Raw genomic sequence first — 18,326 nt, 5'->3', positions numbered from 1 at the left:
AGCGCCGGTCCGAGCCTCGGAGACGGCCTGTCCCTTCACGGGCGTACCTCCCTGTCCACTCATCAGGTTGCCTCATGAACTCGAACCCTTCGCATGCGCATGACAACTGGCCACACGGCGCCGCGCCGGCCGACCCCCCTCCTCCCGCCGGTATCGCCGACATCGCGGGCCACGCCGGCGCCGCCGATATGCCATGCCCGACGGATACACGCCGCGCAACGCGCGCACAGGCCAGACGGGCGGTCGTGGCCGCCTCGCTCGGCAACATCCTCGAGTGGTACGACTTCGTGCTCTATGCCTACTTCTCGCCGCAAATCGCCCATCACTTTTTCCCGGCGGCCAGCGAATCGACGTCGTTTCTCGTCGCGATCGCCACGTTCGGCGTGGGCTTCGTTGCGCGCCCCGTGGGAGCGGCCGTTCTCGGCGCATACGGCGATCGTGCGGGCCGCAAGGCCGCCCTGCTCGTCGTGATCCTGCTCATGGCGATCGGCACGGCGATGATCGGCCTGACGCCCGCGTTCGACACGGCGGGCGTGTACGCATCGATATCGATCGTGATCGCGCGCGTATTGCAGGGCTTCGCGTCCGGCGGCGAATGGGGAGGTGCCACGAGTTTCATCGTCGAATACGCGCCCGCAAACCGCCGCGGACTGTACGGCAGCTGGCAGCAGGCCAGCCTTGCCGTCGCGCTGCTGCTGGGCTCGCTCACCGCCGGCGTCATGACCTGGTTCATGTCGACGCAAGCCCTGAACGACTGGGGATGGCGCATGCCGTTCGTGCTGGGTGCAGTCGTCATCGGCACCTTCGGTTTCTGGCTGCGGCGCAACGTCGAAGAGCCGCCTCGCGGCGACGCGCGAGCCAGGACGCCTCCGTCGTCGCCCATTCGCACCGCACTGCGCGAGCAGCGCCGCGCCCTTGGCATCGGCAGCCTCTTCACGGTCGGCTGGACCGTCACCAACTATCTCTACCTGTTGTACATGCCGATCTACCTGACGCGCACGTTGGGGCTGCCCGCGAGCGAGGCGCTCGCCGCCGTAAGCCTGCAGATCGCCTGCTTCATGGTTCTGTCACCGGTGATGGGGCGACTGTCCGATCGCTGGGGCCGTCGTCCGCTCATGAGCGCCGGTGCACTGTGCGTTCTCGTCGGCACGTATCCGCTGTTCGCCCTCATGTCCGCTTATCCGCACACGCTGCCGGTACTCGGTGCGCTCTGCCTGCTCGCCACCTTCATGGCCATGATGACGGGACCCGCCCCTGCCTGGCAGGTCGAGCTGTATCCCGCCGCGGTGCGCACCACCTCCATCTCGCTGAGTTACAACGTTTCCGTCACGATCTTCGGCGGCTTCGCCCCTTTCGTCGCGACATGGCTCATCGGAACCACGGGCAACGTGCTCTCGCTCACCTGGTACATCGCCGCCGGGGCGCTCGCAAGCTTCGTCGCATCGCGGCTCTCGCGCGAGACAGCGCACTCGGCATTGATCTGAGGCCCGCCAAGGGAACACCCCATGCCATCGTCCAGACCCATCCCACCTTTCGCCGACACCGACACCGCTCCGCGTCGCGACGAACGGGCGCAACCGGCGTCGAGCGCCGCCGTCGAATGGATCTCGCGCCTCATCGCGATCGATACGACAAGCCGCCGGTCAAATCTCGGCCTGATCGAAGTGCTTCGCGACGACCTCCGCTCCCACGGGGTGCATGCCTGGCTCGACTACGACGCGAGCGGCGCCAAGGCCAACCTCTTCGCCACCCTGCCGGCGAGCGACGGCCGCACGCAAGGCGGCATCGTGCTGTCCGGGCATACCGACGTGGTGCCGGTCGATGGCCAGGACTGGCAGAGTCCGCCGTTCGCGCCGACGGTACGAGACGGCCGCCTGTATGGGCGCGGGGCGTGCGACATGAAGGGATTCATCGGCACGGTCATGAGTCGGGTGCCGACGTGGTGCGCCACGCCGCCCGGGGTACCGGTCCATCTCGCCTTCTCTTACGACGAGGAAGTCGGGTGCCTCGGGGTCTCCCCCATGCTCGCCGCCATGGCGCGCCGCGATATCCGGCCGCAGGGCTGCGTCGTCGGCGAACCGACCGACATGCGCGTGATCGTCGCGCACAAGGGCATCAACATCTACCGTTGCTGCGTTCACGGGCATGCGGCGCATTCGTCGCTCACGCCGCGCGGGGTCAATGCCATCGAGTATGCGGCGCGCCTGATTTGCTATATTCGCGATATTGCGGACGCCTTTGCGGCCAGCGGCCCCTACGACGACGGTTTCGATGTCCCGTTCAGCACGGCGCAGACCGGCACGATCTCAGGGGGGATCGCCCTGAACACGATTCCCGCCGCGTGCGAATTTGTCTTCGAATACCGGAACCTGCCCGGTGTCGATGCCGACGCCGTGTTCGCCCGGATCGAGGCGTTCGCCGCGCAGACCCTCATTCCGGAAATGGCACGCGCGCACCCGCACGCCACCATCCGGTTCACGAAGATCGCCGCTCCGCCGTCGATGCAGGCGACCGCGTCGGCACCCTTCGTGCAGTTGATGCACGCCCTCACGCGCGACACCGCCGCCCGCAAGGTCTCCTACGGCACGGAGGCCGGCTTCTTCCAGCGCGCCGGCATCCCGACGGTGGTCTGCGGCCCCGGCAGCATCGAACAGGCTCATCAGCCCGACGAATTCGTGGCGCTGGCCGAAATCGCCCGATGCGAGCGGTTTCTGTCACAGCTCATCGCGCCTTCCACTACAGCCTCAACTCTTATATAAGACATAAGACATTTGACCGCACCTGGCATAGGGACTAAAATCTCGGGCAAAAGCAGTATTGGAAAAAGCCTTGGAGGTCTGACACCCTCCCCCGAAACGCACCACCTGCAGGTCTTCTCATGCTCGAAAACTATCGTGCTCACGTGGCCGCCCGCGCCGCGCTTGGTATTCCCCCCCTGCCGCTGACGGCGCAGCAGACCGCTGAACTGGTCGAGTTGCTGATCAACCCGCCTGCCGGCGAAGCGCAAACGCTGCTCGACCTCATCACGCATCGCGTGCCCGCGGGCGTGGACGAAGCCGCCCGCGTGAAGGCCGGTTTCCTGGCCGCCGTGGCCAAGGGCGAAACCGCCTGCTCGCTCATCTCGCGCGCCCGCGCCACCGAACTGCTCGGCACCATGCTGGGCGGCTACAACATCCAGCCGCTGATCGAACTGCTGTCCGATGCCGAAGTCGGCACGGTCGCGGCCGACGCGCTGAAGAACACCCTGCTGATGTTCGATCAGTTCCACGACGTGAAGGAACTGGCTGACAAGGGCAATGCCAACGCCCGCGCCGTGCTGCAAAGCTGGGCCGACGCCGAGTGGTTCACGAGCCGCCCGGAAGTGCCGCAAAGCCTGACCATCACCGTGTTCAAGGTGCCGGGCGAAACCAACACCGACGACCTCTCGCCGGCCCCGGACGCCACGACCCGCCCGGACATCCCGCTGCACGCGCTCGCCATGCTCAAGAACGCGCGTCCGGGCATCACCCCGGAAGAAGACGGCAAGCGCGGCCCGGTCAAGTTCATCGAATCGCTCAAGGAAAAGGGCCATCTCGTCGCCTATGTGGGTGATGTGGTGGGCACGGGTTCCTCGCGCAAGTCCGCCACCAACTCGGTGCTGTGGTTCACGGGCCAGGACATCCCGTTCATTCCGAACAAGCGCTTCGGTGGTGTGTGCCTGGGCAGCAAGATCGCTCCGATCTTCTACAACACGATGGAAGACGCCGGCGCGCTGCCGATCGAGCTCGACGTGTCGAAGATGGAAATGGGCGATGTGGTCGAGCTGCGTCCGTACGAGGGCAAGGCCCTGAAGAACGGCGAAGTGATCGCCGAATTCCAGGTCAAGTCCGACGTGCTGTTCGACGAAGTGCGCGCCGGCGGCCGTATCCCGCTGATCATCGGTCGCGGCCTGACGGCCAAGGCCCGCGAAGCGCTGGGTCTGCCGCCGTCCACGCTGTTCCGCCTGGCGCAGCAACCGGCCGATAGCGGCAAGGGTTTCTCGCTCGCGCAAAAGATGGTCGGCCGTGCCTGCGGTCTGCCCGAAGGACAAGGGGTCCGTCCGGGGACCTATTGTGAGCCGAAGATGACGTCGGTGGGCTCGCAGGACACCACGGGTCCGATGACCCGCGACGAACTCAAGGATCTGGCGTGCCTCGGCTTCTCGGCCGACCTCGTGATGCAGTCGTTCTGCCACACCGCCGCGTATCCGAAGCCGGTCGACGTGAAGACGCATCAGACGCTGCCGAACTTCATTGCCACGCGCGGCGGTATCGCGCTGCGCCCGGGCGATGGCGTGATTCACTCGTGGCTGAACCGCATGCTGCTGCCCGACACCGTCGGCACGGGCGGCGACTCGCACACCCGCTTCCCGATCGGCATCAGCTTCCCGGCCGGTTCGGGCCTGGTTGCCTTCGCGGCCGCCACCGGCACCATGCCGCTGGACATGCCGGAATCGGTACTGGTGCGCTTCAAGGGCAAGATGCAGCCGGGCGTCACGCTGCGCGATCTCGTCAACGCGATTCCGCTGTATGCCATCAAGCAGGGGCTGCTGACCGTTGCCAAGCAAGGCAAGAAGAACATCTTCTCGGGCCGCATCCTCGAGATCGAGGGCCTGCCCGACCTGAAGGTCGAGCAAGCGTTCGAGCTGTCGGATGCCTCGGCAGAGCGCTCGGCCGCCGGTTGCACGGTGCATCTGAACAAGGAGCCGATCATCGAGTACCTCAACAGCAACGTCACGCTGCTGAAGTGGATGATCGCGCAGGGCTACCAGGATCCGCGCAGCCTGCAACGCCGTATCACGGCAATGGAGCAGTGGCTGGCCGATCCGAAGCTGCTCTCGCCGGATGCCGACGCCGAGTATGCTGCCGTGATCGAGATCGATCTGGCCGACATCCATGAGCCGATCGTGGCCTGCCCGAACGACCCGGACGACGTGAAGACGTTGTCCGACGTCGCTGGCGCCAAGATCGACGAAGTGTTCATTGGCTCGTGCATGACCAACATTGGTCACTTCCGGGCCGCGTCGAAGCTGCTCGAAGGCAAGCGCGACATTCCGGTCAAGCTCTGGGTCGCGCCGCCGACGAAGATGGACCAGAAGCAACTGACGGAAGAAGGTCACTACGGTGTGTTCGGTACGGCTGGTGCCCGCACGGAAATGCCGGGCTGCTCGCTGTGCATGGGTAACCAGGCTCAAGTGCGCGAAGGCGCGACCGTCATGTCGACGTCGACCCGTAACTTCCCCAACCGTCTGGGCAAGAACACGAATGTGTATCTCGGCTCGGCGGAACTGGCGGCGATCTGCTCGCGACTTGGCAAGATCCCGTCCAAGGAGGAGTACATGGCGGACATCGGCGTGATCAACACCAACGGCGACAAGATTTACAAGTACATGAACTTCGATCAGATCGAGGACTTCAAGGCCGTCGCCGACACGGTGCAGGCCTGAGCACCCGGCTGAGGCGCGGCGTGGGTTCCACGCCGTCGCGTCAGGCCGCTGCCACCCCGTAGCCAAAGCAAATGGCGCCGCGAACGTTCTGTTCGCGGCGCCATTTTCGTTTCAGCCTGTGTTCGTGGCGGCAATCCGGTCCGCCTGCCGGCGGAACCGACGTCACACATTAGCGCGACCTCACCCCGTCGCCAGCTCGAGCACGAGCTCTCGGTAAATGTCGCGCGCCCCTTCGAGTTGCTCCAGGGCGATCGACTCGTCGATGGTGTGCGCATCCTCCTCGTTGCCCGGCCCGAGCCCGATGGTGGGAATACCGCGTCGCCCGGCCGATTCCGATCCGTTGGTACAAAAGCGCCACGTCCCGAGTGTTGCCACTCGCCCCGCCGCCTGCGCCGCGCGCCCGGCCGCCGAGACCAACGCATGGTCGTCGGCGATCTGCCACGCCGGCAACCAGCGAAATGGTCTCGCGCAGCACCCCGTGAACGTCCTCACCTTGTCGCCCGTGACCGCGAGCGTGAAGCGCGTCAGGCCTTCAGCGCGCAAGCGCGCCTCGATCGCCGAGATCACGTCCTGCGACGTTTCGCCCGGGAGCGTGCGGCGGTCGAAGCGAATCGTCGTCGCCGTCGGTATCATCGATATCGACGGGTACGGCGTGGAAACGATGTCCGTGGGCACCAGCAGGGCGTCGCCCAGCGACGCGTGCGTTGGCAACGGCAGATCCTGCAAGGCGATCAGGGCGCGTGCCGCCGCGTGCAACGGATTGACGCCGACCTCGGGCGACGCCGCATGTGCGGGCGTGCCCTCGAACGTCAGAAGCATCTCCATGCGCCCCTTCTGCCCCGACTTGATCTGGAGCTTCGACGGCTCGCAAATGATCACGGCGGCAGGCGCGCACCGGTCGAGCACCGGCGCCAGCGCGAAGCCTTCGATCACCTCCTCCATCACACTCGCCGACACCGCCACGCGGCGGGTGAGCCGCCCGGTCGCCGCCGCTTGCGCCGCGCCGCACATGGCGGCCGCGATGCCACCCTTCATGTCGGTGCTGCCGCGCCCATGAAGGCGGCCATCGCGGATCTCGCCGCCGAACGGCGAGACCGACCAGTCGCCGACCACCGGCACCACGTCCATGTGGCCGTCGAAGAGCACGGCGACATCCGTGCCCGCCGGCCCGATCAGGCCCAGCACCGACCCGTTCCCGTCGCGATGTATCTCGTCGAAGCCGAGCTCGCGCATGCGCGCTTCGACCAGCGCCGCCATGCCAGCCTCGTCGCCCGAGAGACTCGGCGTGCGCACCATTTCCTGCGTCAGCGCAATGACATCGATCGTCATGACGTTGCCTCTCCTTCGGCTCAGCGATTGACCAGACGGGCCGGCACGCGCAGCACCAGAATGGCGCCGATGAAGGCGAAGCTCGCAAGGAAGTACATGCCCCAGTCGGTCGAGCCGGTCGTGTCCTTGATCCACCCGATGACGTAAGGGCTGACAAAGGCGGCCAGTCCGGCGAAGGCGTTGATGCCGGCAATGCCCGCGGCCGCACTGCGCCCCTCGAGGAAGGCCGTCGGCAGACTCCAGAAGAGCGGCGAGCAGACCATGCAACCGGCCGCGGCCACCGAGAGCATCGCCACGGCGACCGGCGGGTTATGGCCGAACAGTGTCGACAGGATGAGCCCGACGCCGCCCACGACGAACGGAATCACCATGTGCCAGCGGCGCTCGCGCGTCTTGTCCGAATGACGGCACACCAGCACCATCGACACAACCGCGCACGCGTTGGGCACCGCGGTCAGAAGACCGATTTCGAGCAGAGACTTCACGCCGGTCGACTTGATCACCGAGGGAATCCAGAATGCCAGGCCCGACAGGCTCGACACCGTGCAGTAGCAGATCAGCGCCATGTGCAGCACGCGACGATCCTGCAGCAGCTTCCACAGCGACACGTGTTCGGTCTTCTCGCGCGTCTCTGCGGCAACGTTGTGCGCCAGGCGCGCTTTCTCCGCGTCGGTGAGCCAACGTGCATCGGCAATGCGGTCATCCAGGTAGAACAAGACCGCGGCGCCCAGCACCATGGAGGGCACGGCTTCGATGACGAACATCCACTGCCAGCCCGCAAAGCCATGGCCCATATGGAACGACTGCATGATCCAGCCCGAGAGCGGCCCGCCGAGAATGCCCGCGAACGGCACGGCAGTCATGAAGATCGCCACGATCTGGCCGCGACGGGCCGACGGAAACCAGTACGTGAGGTACAGGATGATGCCGGGATAGAAGCCCGCTTCGGCCGCGCCGAGCAGGAAGCGCAGCACGTAGAACTGGGTCGGCGTCTGCGTGAAAGCCATGGCCGCGGAAATGAGGCCCCACAGGATCATGATGCGTGCAAGGGTCTTCTTGGCGCCGATGCGATGCATCAGCACGTTGCTCGGCACTTCGAACAGGAAGTAGCCGATGAAGAAGATGCCGGCGCCGAGGCCGTACACCGTCTCGGAGAAGCCGAGATCGTCGAGCATCTGCAGCTTGGCGAAGCCGACGTTGACCCGGTCGAGGAACGCGGCGACGTAGCAGAGCATCAGGAACGGCACCAGCCGCCATGCCACGCGGCGGTACAGGGCAGTGTCGGCGGCGTCGCTCAGGACACGGGAATCGGCTTGCATGGGTTGGCCGGGCGAGTTGCCCGCAAGTGATGCAGGGGACGGTGCGTTTTTCATCATAGGCTCCAGCGCGAAAGAATATCGTGACGAACTGTTGGCCAGACGTGATGCGCACGAAGACTTCGGCATAAGCTTCGGGCAACACGTTCCCCTGCGGGCCTCGCGGCCTGCATGGCTGTGATGGGGGTTGGGATGAACCGGGAGGCCGCGCGGTGCCTGCCGCGTGCCTCCGTCTCAGACGCCTGCGCGTCCTGCGCCCTGGGCGCGGGCGCTCACGCCTGCGGAACCACGGCGCCGCGTCGTTCGACGATCATGCGATACGCCTCCGGACGGCGGTGTTTTGCAAAATTGAAGGTCGTGCTCTTGTACGAGTTGCACAGATCGAGGTCGCAGCGCGCGATGGCGAGCTCGTCGCCCTTGGTCGAACAGGCGGCCACCACTTCGCCTGACGGCGCGATGATGCAGCTCCCGCCGATCATCTCGCAGCCCTCTTCCTTGCCCGCCTTGGCCACACCGACCACCCACGTGCCGTTCTGGTACGCCCCGGCCTGCATGACCAACTGGTTGTGGAACATCGACAGATCGTCGTGCTCCGGCGCGGGCGGATTGTGAACCGGCGTGTTGTAGCCGAGCAGGATCATCTCGACGCCCTGCAGGCCCATCACGCGATAGGTCTCCGACCAGCGACGGTCATTGCACAGGGCCATGCCCATCACGCCGCCGAAGCCGCGCCACACGCCGAACGCATCGCCAGGTTCGAAGTAGTACTTCTCCAGGTGCTGGAACGCGCGCCATGGTTCGTTTTCCGCATGGCCCGGCAGGTGCACCTTGCGATACTTGCCGATGATGCCACCGTCGGCGCCGACCAGAATCGAGGTATTGAAGCGATGCGGACAACCGGCGTCGTCGAGCGCGATTTCCGCATAGCCGAGATAGAACCCGATGCCCAGGCGTCTGGCCGTGTCGAACAGCACCTGCGTCTGCGGGCCGGGCATCTCGCGCTCGTAAAAGGCATCGATCTCGGCCGGATCTTCCATGTACCAGCGCGGAAAGAAGGTCGTGAGCGCCAGTTCGGGGAAAACGACGAGATGGCAGCCCATCGCGTGTGCGTTGTGCAGGTGAGCGAGCAAGCGCTCCATCACGTCGGCGCGGGAATCGGCGCGCTGGATCGGTCCGAGCTGCGCGGCGGCGACGTTGACGATACGGGACATGACGTTATCTCCTTGATGAATCTCATTGAAACCCTGTGCGTCCGGCGCTCCGGACGCCTCCTCCAGGGGTGTTGCGACTGCGACGGGTTCAGGCGGCGAGTTCCGTCATGAGCGCAAGCAGCAGATTGGCCCCGGCGTCGATATCGGCGTCGTGGGTGAATTCGGCAACGTTGTGCGACAGGCCCTTCACGCTCGGCACGAAAATCATCCCGGCCGGGCAAACCCGCGCGAGCATCTGCGCGTCGTGCCCCGCGCCACTGGGCATGCGGCGCACCGAGTGCCCGCGCTCGCGCGCGAGCGCCTCCACCCGGTCGACGATGCGCTCGTCGAACCGCACCGGGGCGAAATCGGCGAGCGAGCGTCGTTTGATGCGAACGCCCTCGGCCTCGGCCACCGCGTCGGCCTTCGCGAAGACACGGCGCACGGCCTCGGCGAGCGCGTCGGCGTCGGTGTTGCGCAGGTCGACGGTGAAGACGGCGCGGTTCGGAATCACGTTCACCAGATTGGGCGATACCGAGACATGGCCAACGGTCGCCAACTGTGCGCCCCCCAGTTCGCGCGCCACGTCGCGTGCGTACGCGGCGATCGCGTAGGCGGCATGGCCCGCGTCATGACGCATGCGCATGGGCGTGGTACCGGCATGATTCGAGACGCCCTCGACCGTGAACTCGGTCCAGTGAATGCCCTGCACGCCCGTGACCGCGCCGATCGTGATGCCCTCATGCTCCAGCACCGGCCCCTGTTCCACATGCAGTTCGACGAACGCGTGGACGTCGGGAGCACCGACCGGATGCGTGCCGTCGAACCCGATGCGCGTGAGGTTCTCGCGCACGGACGTGCCGTCGATCCCCACCGTATCGAGCGCTTCGTTGAGCGGCATGCCGCCCACGTAGACGAGACTGCCCATCATGTCCGGCGAGAAGCGGGCACCCTCCTCGTTCGTGAAGAAGGCCACCGCGAGCGGGCGACGCGTGACGATGCCTGCATCGTTGAGCGCCGCAATGACCTCCAGGCCGGCGAGCACGCCGAGGTTGCCGTCGTATCGCCCGCCGGTTCGAACCGTGTCGATGTGCGAGCCGGTCATCACAGGCGGGCCGGCCTCGCTTCCCGCGCGCACACCCACGACATTGCCGATGGCGTCCACGCTCACCGCGAGCCCGAGCTCGCGCATCCAGCCCTCGACGAGACGGCGACCTTCGCCGTCGGCATCGCTCAGCGCCAGGCGGCAGCAACCGCCTCCATCGATCGCGCCGACTTGCGCCAGCGCGGCGATACGCCCGAGCAGGCGCGGCAAGTCGATACGGGGGACCGGCGCCGTATTCGGGTCCACCGCCACTGCGCCGGCCCCGGAAGTGTTGAAAAGCATGCTCATGATGCGTTCGTGCCCTGAATTCGCTAATGCATTCGTGCGTTGGTGCGCGTGATCGCTTGATCGCTTGATCGCTTACGCGGCCCGCTTGACGGCCGCGGCCGTCACGGCTTCGGCAGGCATGCCGACGATCGTCTCGAACAACACCGGATCCGTGGCGCCTTCGCTGCCGAAGACCAGCACGCGGCTCGAGGCATCGAGACCCAGTTCGGCCCGCGCGTGCGCGTCGGCGGCAGCGCCCAGGCACCCGGCCAGCCCGGCCACGGCCGATTCGCCGGCGACCATCGGCGCGTCGCCAAAGCGGCCTTGCGCGAGCATGCGCATCGTCTCGAGCGCAGAGGCATCGTCGATGGTCAGAAACGCGTGCGCGCCCGGACGCAGGATCTCCCACGCCAGCAACGACACCTCGCCACAGGCCAACCCGGCCATCACGGTATCGAGCTCGCCGTGCACCGCCACCGGCTCCCCGGCGCGCGCGCTCTCGTAAAGACATGCAGCCTTGTCCGGCTCGACCACAACGAATCGCGGACGCGCCTCGCCGCGCGCTTCGAGCGTTTCCCAGAAATGGGCGAGCACGGCAGCAGCCAGGCCGCCCACGCCGCCTTGCAGAAATACGTGCGTCGGCAGTTGCCCCGTCGCGTCGCGGAATTGACGCAGCGCTTCGTCAGCCATGACGGCGTAGCCCTGCATCACGTCCTTGGGTACCTCCATGTAGCCGGGGTACGACGTGTCCGACACCACGAAGCGGCCCAGGCGCGAAGCATCGTCGGCGGCCTGGCGCACCGCATCGTCGTAGTTGCCCGTCGTGCGCACGACCTCGGCACCGTAATGCGCAATGGCATCGACGCGCCCCTGGCTGACGGTCGCATGCACGTAGATCACGCACTGGCAGCCGAAGCGCTGCGCCCCCCATGCCACCGAGCGCCCGTGGTTTCCATCGGTGGCGCACGTCACGCACAGCGTGCCGGTCAGATCGGCGAAGCGTCCCGAGAGCAGGTCGGCCACGCTCACGCCCTGTTGCCCCGTGCGGGCTTCGATTTCGCGGATCAGCAGGCGACTCACGGCATATGCCCCACCCAGCGCCTTGAAGCTTCCCAGGCCGAAGCGTCCCGCCTCGTCCTTGTAACGAATCTGCGCCACGCCCGCCGCGCGCGCCAGCCCGTCGAGTGCGACGAGCGGCGTCTCGGCATAGCCCGGCCAGCGAGTGATTTCACGCGCGGCGGTGGCAAACGCGTCGCCGCCCAGAATGGCGCGACGCGCGTCGTCATAGCGCGCCCCGGGCTCAACGGCCGGGTTCGCGAAACACTGCAGGCGCAGATCGGGAAGGGGGTGGGTCATACGTGCTCCTCGGTTTCTGAGTGGATCTGTCGGTATCGATACCGGCTAGCGGCGCAAGTCGCCGTAGTCGTCGTGCAGGCGCTCGATGTGGGCAAGCCGCTCGCGCGCCGCATCGCCAAGGGCCAGCCCAAGGCGTGTGCAAAAGTGGTTGATGACGCTCATCGCCGCAACGTAGGAATCGAACATGCCCGAGGTGCGGTTCACGCAGCGCAGCACGATGTCGCTGCGCGCCGGCAGTTCGGTGGCAGTCGGATCGGTGAGGATCACCACGCGGGCGCCGATGCGATTGGCGTGTTCGACCATGGGACGCAGCAGCGTGACGCGGCGACGGAAATCCATGACGACGAGCACGTCATCGGCGCACATGTCGGCCAGGTCTTCCGCCAGGTTCAGGCCAGCGCCGGGCACCAGCAGCACGCCGTCTCGCACCTGCGTGAGCAATGCCCACATGTACTGGGCGAGCACGCGGCCGTTGCGAAAGCCCGCGATGAATACGCGCCGGGCATTCGCGCCGATCTCCACGGCACGGTCCAGGTCGGTCGCGGCAATGCGCTCGAACGTATGCGCAAGGTTCTGAAGGTCGGCCGCCAGATGCGCGCCCATGGCGCCTTCCGGCGTATCGCCCGCCGTCTCGGGCGTGGAGATGCCCGCCAGCGCGAAGAGCGGCGACCCGTGGTCGGCGTCCTCGCGCATGCGGGTGCGCAATTCGTTGAACGTCTCGTAGCCCAAGCGCTTGAAGAAGCGCGCCGCCGAGGCCTTCGAGACTTCCGCCATCTCCGCGAGCTCGGTCGCGGAATACGACGCCAATTGCGACAAGTGCGCCAGCGTCACATCCGCAAGACGTTTCTCGCTTGGCGTGAAGTCGTCTTGCAGTTGCAGGATGCGGTCTTGAAGCGTGCCGTTCATGGTGTTTTCCAATCGGCCCATCCGTTTCCGGCGGGCGCAAAGTTGCGGGTCCCAGCATGCTGCCATCGTCTGCGCCGCTTGCGCTGTTTGCGTCGCGCGTTTCACGAGGGCATCCTGCTTTTTTGGAACTTATGTTTCAGTAAACTATGTAAACGAAAATAAAGTGTCAAAGGAAAAAAATAATGCGTCAGCGCCGCGCCAATGAAAATGCCCGCCAATCGGCGGGCATGGTAGGAGCTGGACAAAGGGATCGGGGGGGGGCGCTCGAAGGCAGTGCTGTCATGCCTGCGAAGCGATCCACCAGGGGGCGCCCGAGACGTCGTGAACACCGTCACGAAGGTCGTCGTCTTCCCGCTTGCGCGGCAGCGCCTGCACGACCGTCGCCCCGGTTCGCTTGCCAAAAAGGGCCGAGACATGAAAAAAGGGATGCCCGCCGTCGGTTTGGCGGACATCCCTTTCACGGGAAGAGCAACCATGGACCGGCCGCGCAAGCTCAAGGATTTGCGCGTCCGGCGGCAATTAGGCGACGCTGTCCAATGCCTTGGCGAATCGCGCCACCGCGCCCTCCACGTCATGGAGCTTGTCCAGACCGAACAGGCCGATGCGGAACGTCTTGAAGTCCTCCGGCTCGTCGACGCGAAGCGGTACGCCCGCTGCAATCTGCAAGCCGGCGTCGGCGAATTTCTTGCCGGTGCGGATGCCATCGTCGTCGGTGTAGCTCACCACGACCCCCGGCGCCTGAAAACCTTCGGCGGCCACGCTGCGGAACCCCCTGGCCGCGAGCAATGCGCGAATGCGCTTGCCGAGTTCCAACTGCTCGGCCCGCACCTTCTCCAGTCCGTAAGCTTCGGTTTCCTTGATGACGTCGCGCAATACCGCGAGGCTGTCCGTGGGCATGGTGGCGTGATAGGCGAAGCCGCCCTTCTCGTAGGCTTCCATGATCTGCAGCCACTGGCGAAGATCGCAGGCGAAACTCGTGCTCGTCGTGCCCTCGATGCGCTCGCGCGCCAGGGCACCGAGCATCACCAGCGCGCAACAGGGCGAAGCACTCCACCCCTTTTGCGGCGCACTGATCAGCACGTCCACACCAACCGCTTTCATGTCGACCCACACGGTGCCCGATGCAATGCAATCGAGGACGAACATGCCGCCAACGGCATGCACGGCATCGGCGACGGCGCGCAGATAGTCGTCGGGCAACATCATGCCCGAGGCGGTTTCCACGTGCGGGGCGAACACCAGGTCCGGCTTGTTCGCCTTGATCGCGGCCACGACCTCGTCGATCGGCGCGGGCGCATAGGCCGCCTGCCTGCCCGACTCGACCGGCCGCGCCTTGAGCACGACGGTCTCGGACGGAATACCGCCCATGTCGAAAATCTGCGACCAGCGGAAGCTGAACCAGCCGTTTCGAATGACGAGGCACTTCTTGTTCGTCGCAAATTGGCGGGCAACGGCCTCCATGCCGAAAGTCCCACTGCCCGGCACGACGATGACCGAATTCGCGTTGTAGACCCGTTTCAGGCCATCGGAAATGTCGCGCATGACGCCCTGAAAGCGCTGCGACATGTGGTTGATCGACCGGTCGGTGTACACGACGGAATATTCGAGGAGTCCCTCGCGGTCGACATCGGGAAGTAGTCCTGGCACATCAGCCTCCGATAATTGGCGAATACGAACATCGAAAGCAGATTCTAACGAAATCCCCTCCGGCGCACAGCCAATCATGCGGATCCACGAAACGCCGCCCTAACGGATCCCGCGCGAGCGCCCGAGTATCATTCGGCGGCCCACCGGGGGGCGAGTCAATCGTAGGCTCGGGCGTCCTCCACGAGCTTGCCGTCGGCCGGCAGCGAGCCCAACGCCACGAAGTCGACTTCGCCGCGCAGGCGGGTCACGTCGCGCAGCGTCTCCTGAACGCGCGCCGCCAACCCATCCGGCGGGGCCTCGCTCATCTCGCACAGCAGCCGCATGCGATCCTCGCCGACGCGTCCCTCCACGCGCAAGCGAACGCGCGCCAGCTCCGGGTACCGCTTCCCGATCTCGCCGATCTGGCCGGGGTGCACGAACATGCCTCGCACCTTGACCGTCTGGTCGGCCCGTCCCAACCATCCCTTCAAACGCATATTCGTGCGCCCACACGGGCTGACACCAGGCGCTATCGCCGAGAGATCGCCGGTGGCAAACCGGATCAGCGGGTAGTCGGGATTGAAGTTCGTCACGACCACTTCGCCGATCTCGCCATCCGGCACCGGCGTCGTTCCGCCCGGCTCGACCAGCTCTACCAACACGTTCTCGTCGACGATCAACCCCGCCTGCGCGTCACTCTCGAAAGCGATCAGCCCCAGATCCGCCGTGCCGTACAACTGACGCGCGGTAATGCCGCGGCCGTTGAACCACGCGCGCAACGACGGCGGCAATGCCTCGCCCGAGAGGGTCGCGCGACGGATGCAACCGATGTCGACGCCGGCAGCCTCGCTCTTCTCGATCAGGATCTTCAGGAACGACGGTGTGCCCGCATAGGCCACCGGCATCAGATGGCGTATCGCCTCGAGCTGCAACTCCGTCTGCCCTACGCCGGCCGGAAATACACAGCATCCCAGCCTCGCCGCCCCCGTCTCGATCATCATGCCCGCAGGGGTGAAGTGATAGGAATAGGTGTTGTAGACGAGATCCCCCGGGCGCAGCCCCGCAGCAAACATGGCACGCGCGAAGCGCCACCAGTCGCTGCCCCGACCGTCCGGTTCGTAGATCGGGCCCGGCGATTGGTAGACGTGCGCGAGCGCGCCGATCGGGGTCGCATTCAGTCCACCCAGCGGCGGATGACGTCGCTGGAACGCCGACAAATCCGATTTACGTGTGACGGGCAGCGCGGCGAGCGCGGCGCGAGAGACGACCGCCGCCGGATCGACATCGCCGAGCACTTGCGAAAAATAGGCCGCGTGCGCGCGCGCGTGCGAGACCTGTGCGGGCAACGCCGCCAGCAGCGCCTTCTCGCGAACCTCCGGCGCACGGGTTTCCAGCGTGTCGAAGTAGTCGTTCATAGAGACGGAAATTCGTTGGGGATTAACGGTCTGTCGTGTGCATCGCGCCGCTTGCCAGGGCGCCTAGGCAATCCAGCGCTTGCGTCGACGGTAGCTCTTGACGTTGCGGAAGCTGCCCGCGCTGCTGGCGCCGTCCTTGGCAATGCCCAGATAGAATTCCTTCACGTCTTCGTTGTCGCGCAGCGACGCTGCGTCGCCGTCCATCACCACGCGCCCGTTCTCGAGGATGTATCCGTAGTCCGCATAACGCAGCGCCGCCATGGTGTTCTGCTCGGCCAACAGGAAGCTCACGCGTTCGCGCTGATTCAGGTCGCGCACGATCGTGAAGATCTCTTCCACGATCTGCGGCGCGAGTCCCATCGATGGCTCATCGAGCAGAATCATCGACGGCTGAGCCATCATGGCGCGCCCGATCGCGCACATCTGCTGTTCCCCGCCCGACGTGTAACCGGCCTGCGACTTGCGGCGCGTCTTGAGACGCGGAAAGTACGCGTAGATGCGCTCCAGCGCCTGTTGCTGCGCACCGCGCGACGCGTGCCTGACATAGGCGCCCGTGAGCAGGTTTTCCTCGATCGTCAAATGCCCGAAGCAGTGACGCCCCTCCATCACCTGAATCACGCCGCGCTTGACCAGCCCGTTGGGCGAGAGCTTCTCGACCCGTTCACCGCGATAGTCGATGGTGCCCTTCGTCACCTCGCCGCGCTCGGCATGCAGCAGGTTGGAAATCGCCTTGAGCGTCGTGCTTTTGCCCGCGCCGTTGGCGCCGAGCAGCGCCACGATCTTGCCCTCGGGCACGGTCAGCGACACGCCCTTGAGCACCAGAATCACGTGGTCGTAGATGACTTCGATATTGTTGACGCGCAAACTCGCTTCCATGCCTGACTCCGAAATCGTTGCCACCGGGTCCCGATGATGGCGACCCTGCCTGTCGCGCGCACGTCGCCCACGCCGTGGTGCTCGGCCCCGCTGCCGGTGCGGGCGACGGCGTCGGTCACATCTTGTAGCAGGCCGGCGTAATGCCCTTCTCCTTGGCATATTGCTTGGCCGACGCCTCGAACAGCGGGTGAATCAGACGGCGATTGCCCTCGATCCAGTCGGACACCATGACCCACTTGGCGCCGTCCCATTGCTGGATACGAACCTTGCCGGACCCCTCGTGATCCTCGCAGCTCGTCTTGATGTCGGGCAGCAGGCCGGTCGCGCCGATCGCCTTGAGCCGGGTGGCGTCGATATTCAGGTTTTCGAATGCCCAGCGCACTTGAACGGGCGTCATCACCTTGCCTTTGCCGAACTTGTTCTGCGCAGTGTTCAGCGCCTCGACGGTGGCAACCGCGGCGGACACGCCCCGGTTATAGAGTACCGAGCCGACCTTCGACGGGTCCTGCATGTTGCCCTTGCCCGCGCCGTAGACCACCTTCTCGATGTCGGCGATCAACGGCACCTGCTTGCCCGCCACGTTCCACGTGGCGCTCATGTAGCCCTTGGCGGCCGGACCGGCGGGAATCGTGTCTTCCTCCGAGCCGGCCCACCAGCTGCCGATGATCTTCTCGCGCGGATAGCCAACCTTCTGCGCGGCCTTGAGCGCCGTCTGGTTCATCACACCCCACCCCCAAAAGACCACGTAGTCGGGGTTCTCCTGACGAATGCGCAGCCACTGCGCCCCCTGCTCGTTGCCCGGATGCGCCACCGGAATCTCCACCAATGTAAATTTATGAATCTTCGATTCGGCCTGCATCGCCACGATCGGCTCCTTGCCGTAAGCCGAGTCGTGATAGAGGTAGACAATCTTCTTGCCGGCGAGCGAGCCGCCATTCTTGTCGGCGAGGAACTTGATGATGGCCGACGCCTGCATCTGATAGGTCGTGACCAGCGGGAAAGCCCACGGAAACACGGAGCCGTCCACGGCGTCGGTACGGCCGTAGCCCATCATCACGAGCGGCACCTGGTCGGTGGCCGTCTTGTCGATCAGCGCATACGAGATCCCGGTGGCCATCGTGTGATAGGCGGTCCCCTTGGTCACCGGATTCTTGCCCTTGAGGCGCTCGTAGCACTCCACGCCCTTGGCGTTGTTGTACTCGGTCTCGCACTCTTCCCACGTGAGCTTCACACCGTTCACACCGCCGTTCTTCATGTTCACGTACTGCAAATAGTCGATGAACCCTCCGTAGAACGACTGACCGTTTGCGCCATAAGGACCGACGCGGTAATCCGCGAGTGCAATGAACTGGTCATTTGACTGGGCAAACGACGTCCCCGCCGCGCCCATGCCGAGCACGAGCGCCATGCCCAACGATGCCGTCAACTGTTTCGTGTTCATGCTGTGTCTCCGTCTGTGGTTTTATCTGTGGCAAA

13 protein-coding genes are annotated in these 18,326 nt (G+C 65.4%); 3 read left to right on the top strand and 10 right to left on the bottom strand.

Annotated features, from left to right (window positions below):
- The first annotated feature begins 74 nt into the window (after positions 1–74).
- From PMO31116_RS14085 to acnB, 3 genes are all read left to right on the top strand, one after another.
- A complete protein-coding gene (locus PMO31116_RS14085) occupies positions 75–1,484 on the top strand; it encodes an MFS transporter (protein WP_150567256.1) in 1,410 nt (469 codons plus the stop codon).
- 21 nt (positions 1,485–1,505) lie between these two features.
- On the top strand, positions 1,506–2,759 hold the full coding sequence (argE, locus tag PMO31116_RS14080; RefSeq protein WP_150567255.1) for an acetylornithine deacetylase: 1,254 nt from the start codon (positions 1,506–1,508) through the stop codon (positions 2,757–2,759).
- A gap of 119 nt (positions 2,760–2,878) precedes the next feature.
- Entirely contained in the window at positions 2,879–5,464 is a 2,586-nt protein-coding gene (gene acnB, locus PMO31116_RS14075) for a bifunctional aconitate hydratase 2/2-methylisocitrate dehydratase (RefSeq protein ID WP_150567254.1), read from the top strand.
- Between the two features lie 180 nt (positions 5,465–5,644).
- Here acnB and PMO31116_RS14070 read toward each other — a convergent pair whose 3' ends face one another.
- From PMO31116_RS14070 to PMO31116_RS14025, 10 genes are all read right to left on the bottom strand, one after another.
- Complete coding sequence (locus PMO31116_RS14070; RefSeq protein ID WP_150567253.1) at positions 5,645–6,793, bottom strand: YgeY family selenium metabolism-linked hydrolase; 1,149 nt, start codon at positions 6,791–6,793, stop codon at positions 5,645–5,647.
- 20 nt (positions 6,794–6,813) lie between these two features.
- Positions 6,814–8,112: an MFS transporter gene (locus PMO31116_RS14065; protein WP_246185286.1), complete on the bottom strand. Its 1,299-nt coding sequence runs from the start codon at positions 8,110–8,112 to the stop codon at positions 6,814–6,816.
- A gap of 269 nt (positions 8,113–8,381) precedes the next feature.
- Positions 8,382–9,320, bottom strand: a complete 939-nt coding sequence (locus PMO31116_RS14060) for an N-carbamoyl-D-amino-acid hydrolase (protein ID WP_023595402.1) — start codon at positions 9,318–9,320, stop codon at positions 8,382–8,384.
- 88 nt (positions 9,321–9,408) lie between these two features.
- Positions 9,409–10,686: a Zn-dependent hydrolase gene (locus PMO31116_RS14055; protein WP_150567289.1), complete on the bottom strand. Its 1,278-nt coding sequence runs from the start codon at positions 10,684–10,686 to the stop codon at positions 9,409–9,411.
- Positions 10,687–10,764: 78 nt separating this feature from the next.
- Positions 10,765–12,027, bottom strand: coding sequence for a diaminopropionate ammonia-lyase (locus PMO31116_RS14050; RefSeq protein WP_150567252.1), 1,263 nt, complete (start codon positions 12,025–12,027; stop codon positions 10,765–10,767).
- Between the two features lie 45 nt (positions 12,028–12,072).
- Positions 12,073–12,933, bottom strand: a complete 861-nt coding sequence (locus PMO31116_RS14045) for a MurR/RpiR family transcriptional regulator (RefSeq protein ID WP_150567251.1) — start codon at positions 12,931–12,933, stop codon at positions 12,073–12,075.
- Between the two features lie 519 nt (positions 12,934–13,452).
- On the bottom strand, positions 13,453–14,580 hold the full coding sequence (locus PMO31116_RS14040) for an aminotransferase class V-fold PLP-dependent enzyme (protein WP_150567250.1): 1,128 nt from the start codon (positions 14,578–14,580) through the stop codon (positions 13,453–13,455).
- 155 nt (positions 14,581–14,735) lie between these two features.
- On the bottom strand, positions 14,736–15,974 hold the full coding sequence (locus PMO31116_RS14035) for a phenylacetate--CoA ligase family protein (RefSeq protein ID WP_150567249.1): 1,239 nt from the start codon (positions 15,972–15,974) through the stop codon (positions 14,736–14,738).
- Positions 15,975–16,037: 63 nt separating this feature from the next.
- Positions 16,038–16,850: an ABC transporter ATP-binding protein gene (locus tag PMO31116_RS14030; protein WP_150567248.1), complete on the bottom strand. Its 813-nt coding sequence runs from the start codon at positions 16,848–16,850 to the stop codon at positions 16,038–16,040.
- Between the two features lie 115 nt (positions 16,851–16,965).
- A complete protein-coding gene (locus PMO31116_RS14025; RefSeq protein ID WP_246185294.1) occupies positions 16,966–18,258 on the bottom strand; it encodes an ABC transporter substrate-binding protein in 1,293 nt (430 codons plus the stop codon).
- Positions 18,259–18,326: the final 68 nt, after the last annotated feature.

The sequence above is a fragment of the Pandoraea morbifera genome (assembly GCF_902459575.1).
Taxonomy (GTDB): domain Bacteria; phylum Pseudomonadota; class Gammaproteobacteria; order Burkholderiales; family Burkholderiaceae; genus Pandoraea; species Pandoraea morbifera.
This window is presented reverse-complemented; position numbering and strand designations above follow the sequence as displayed.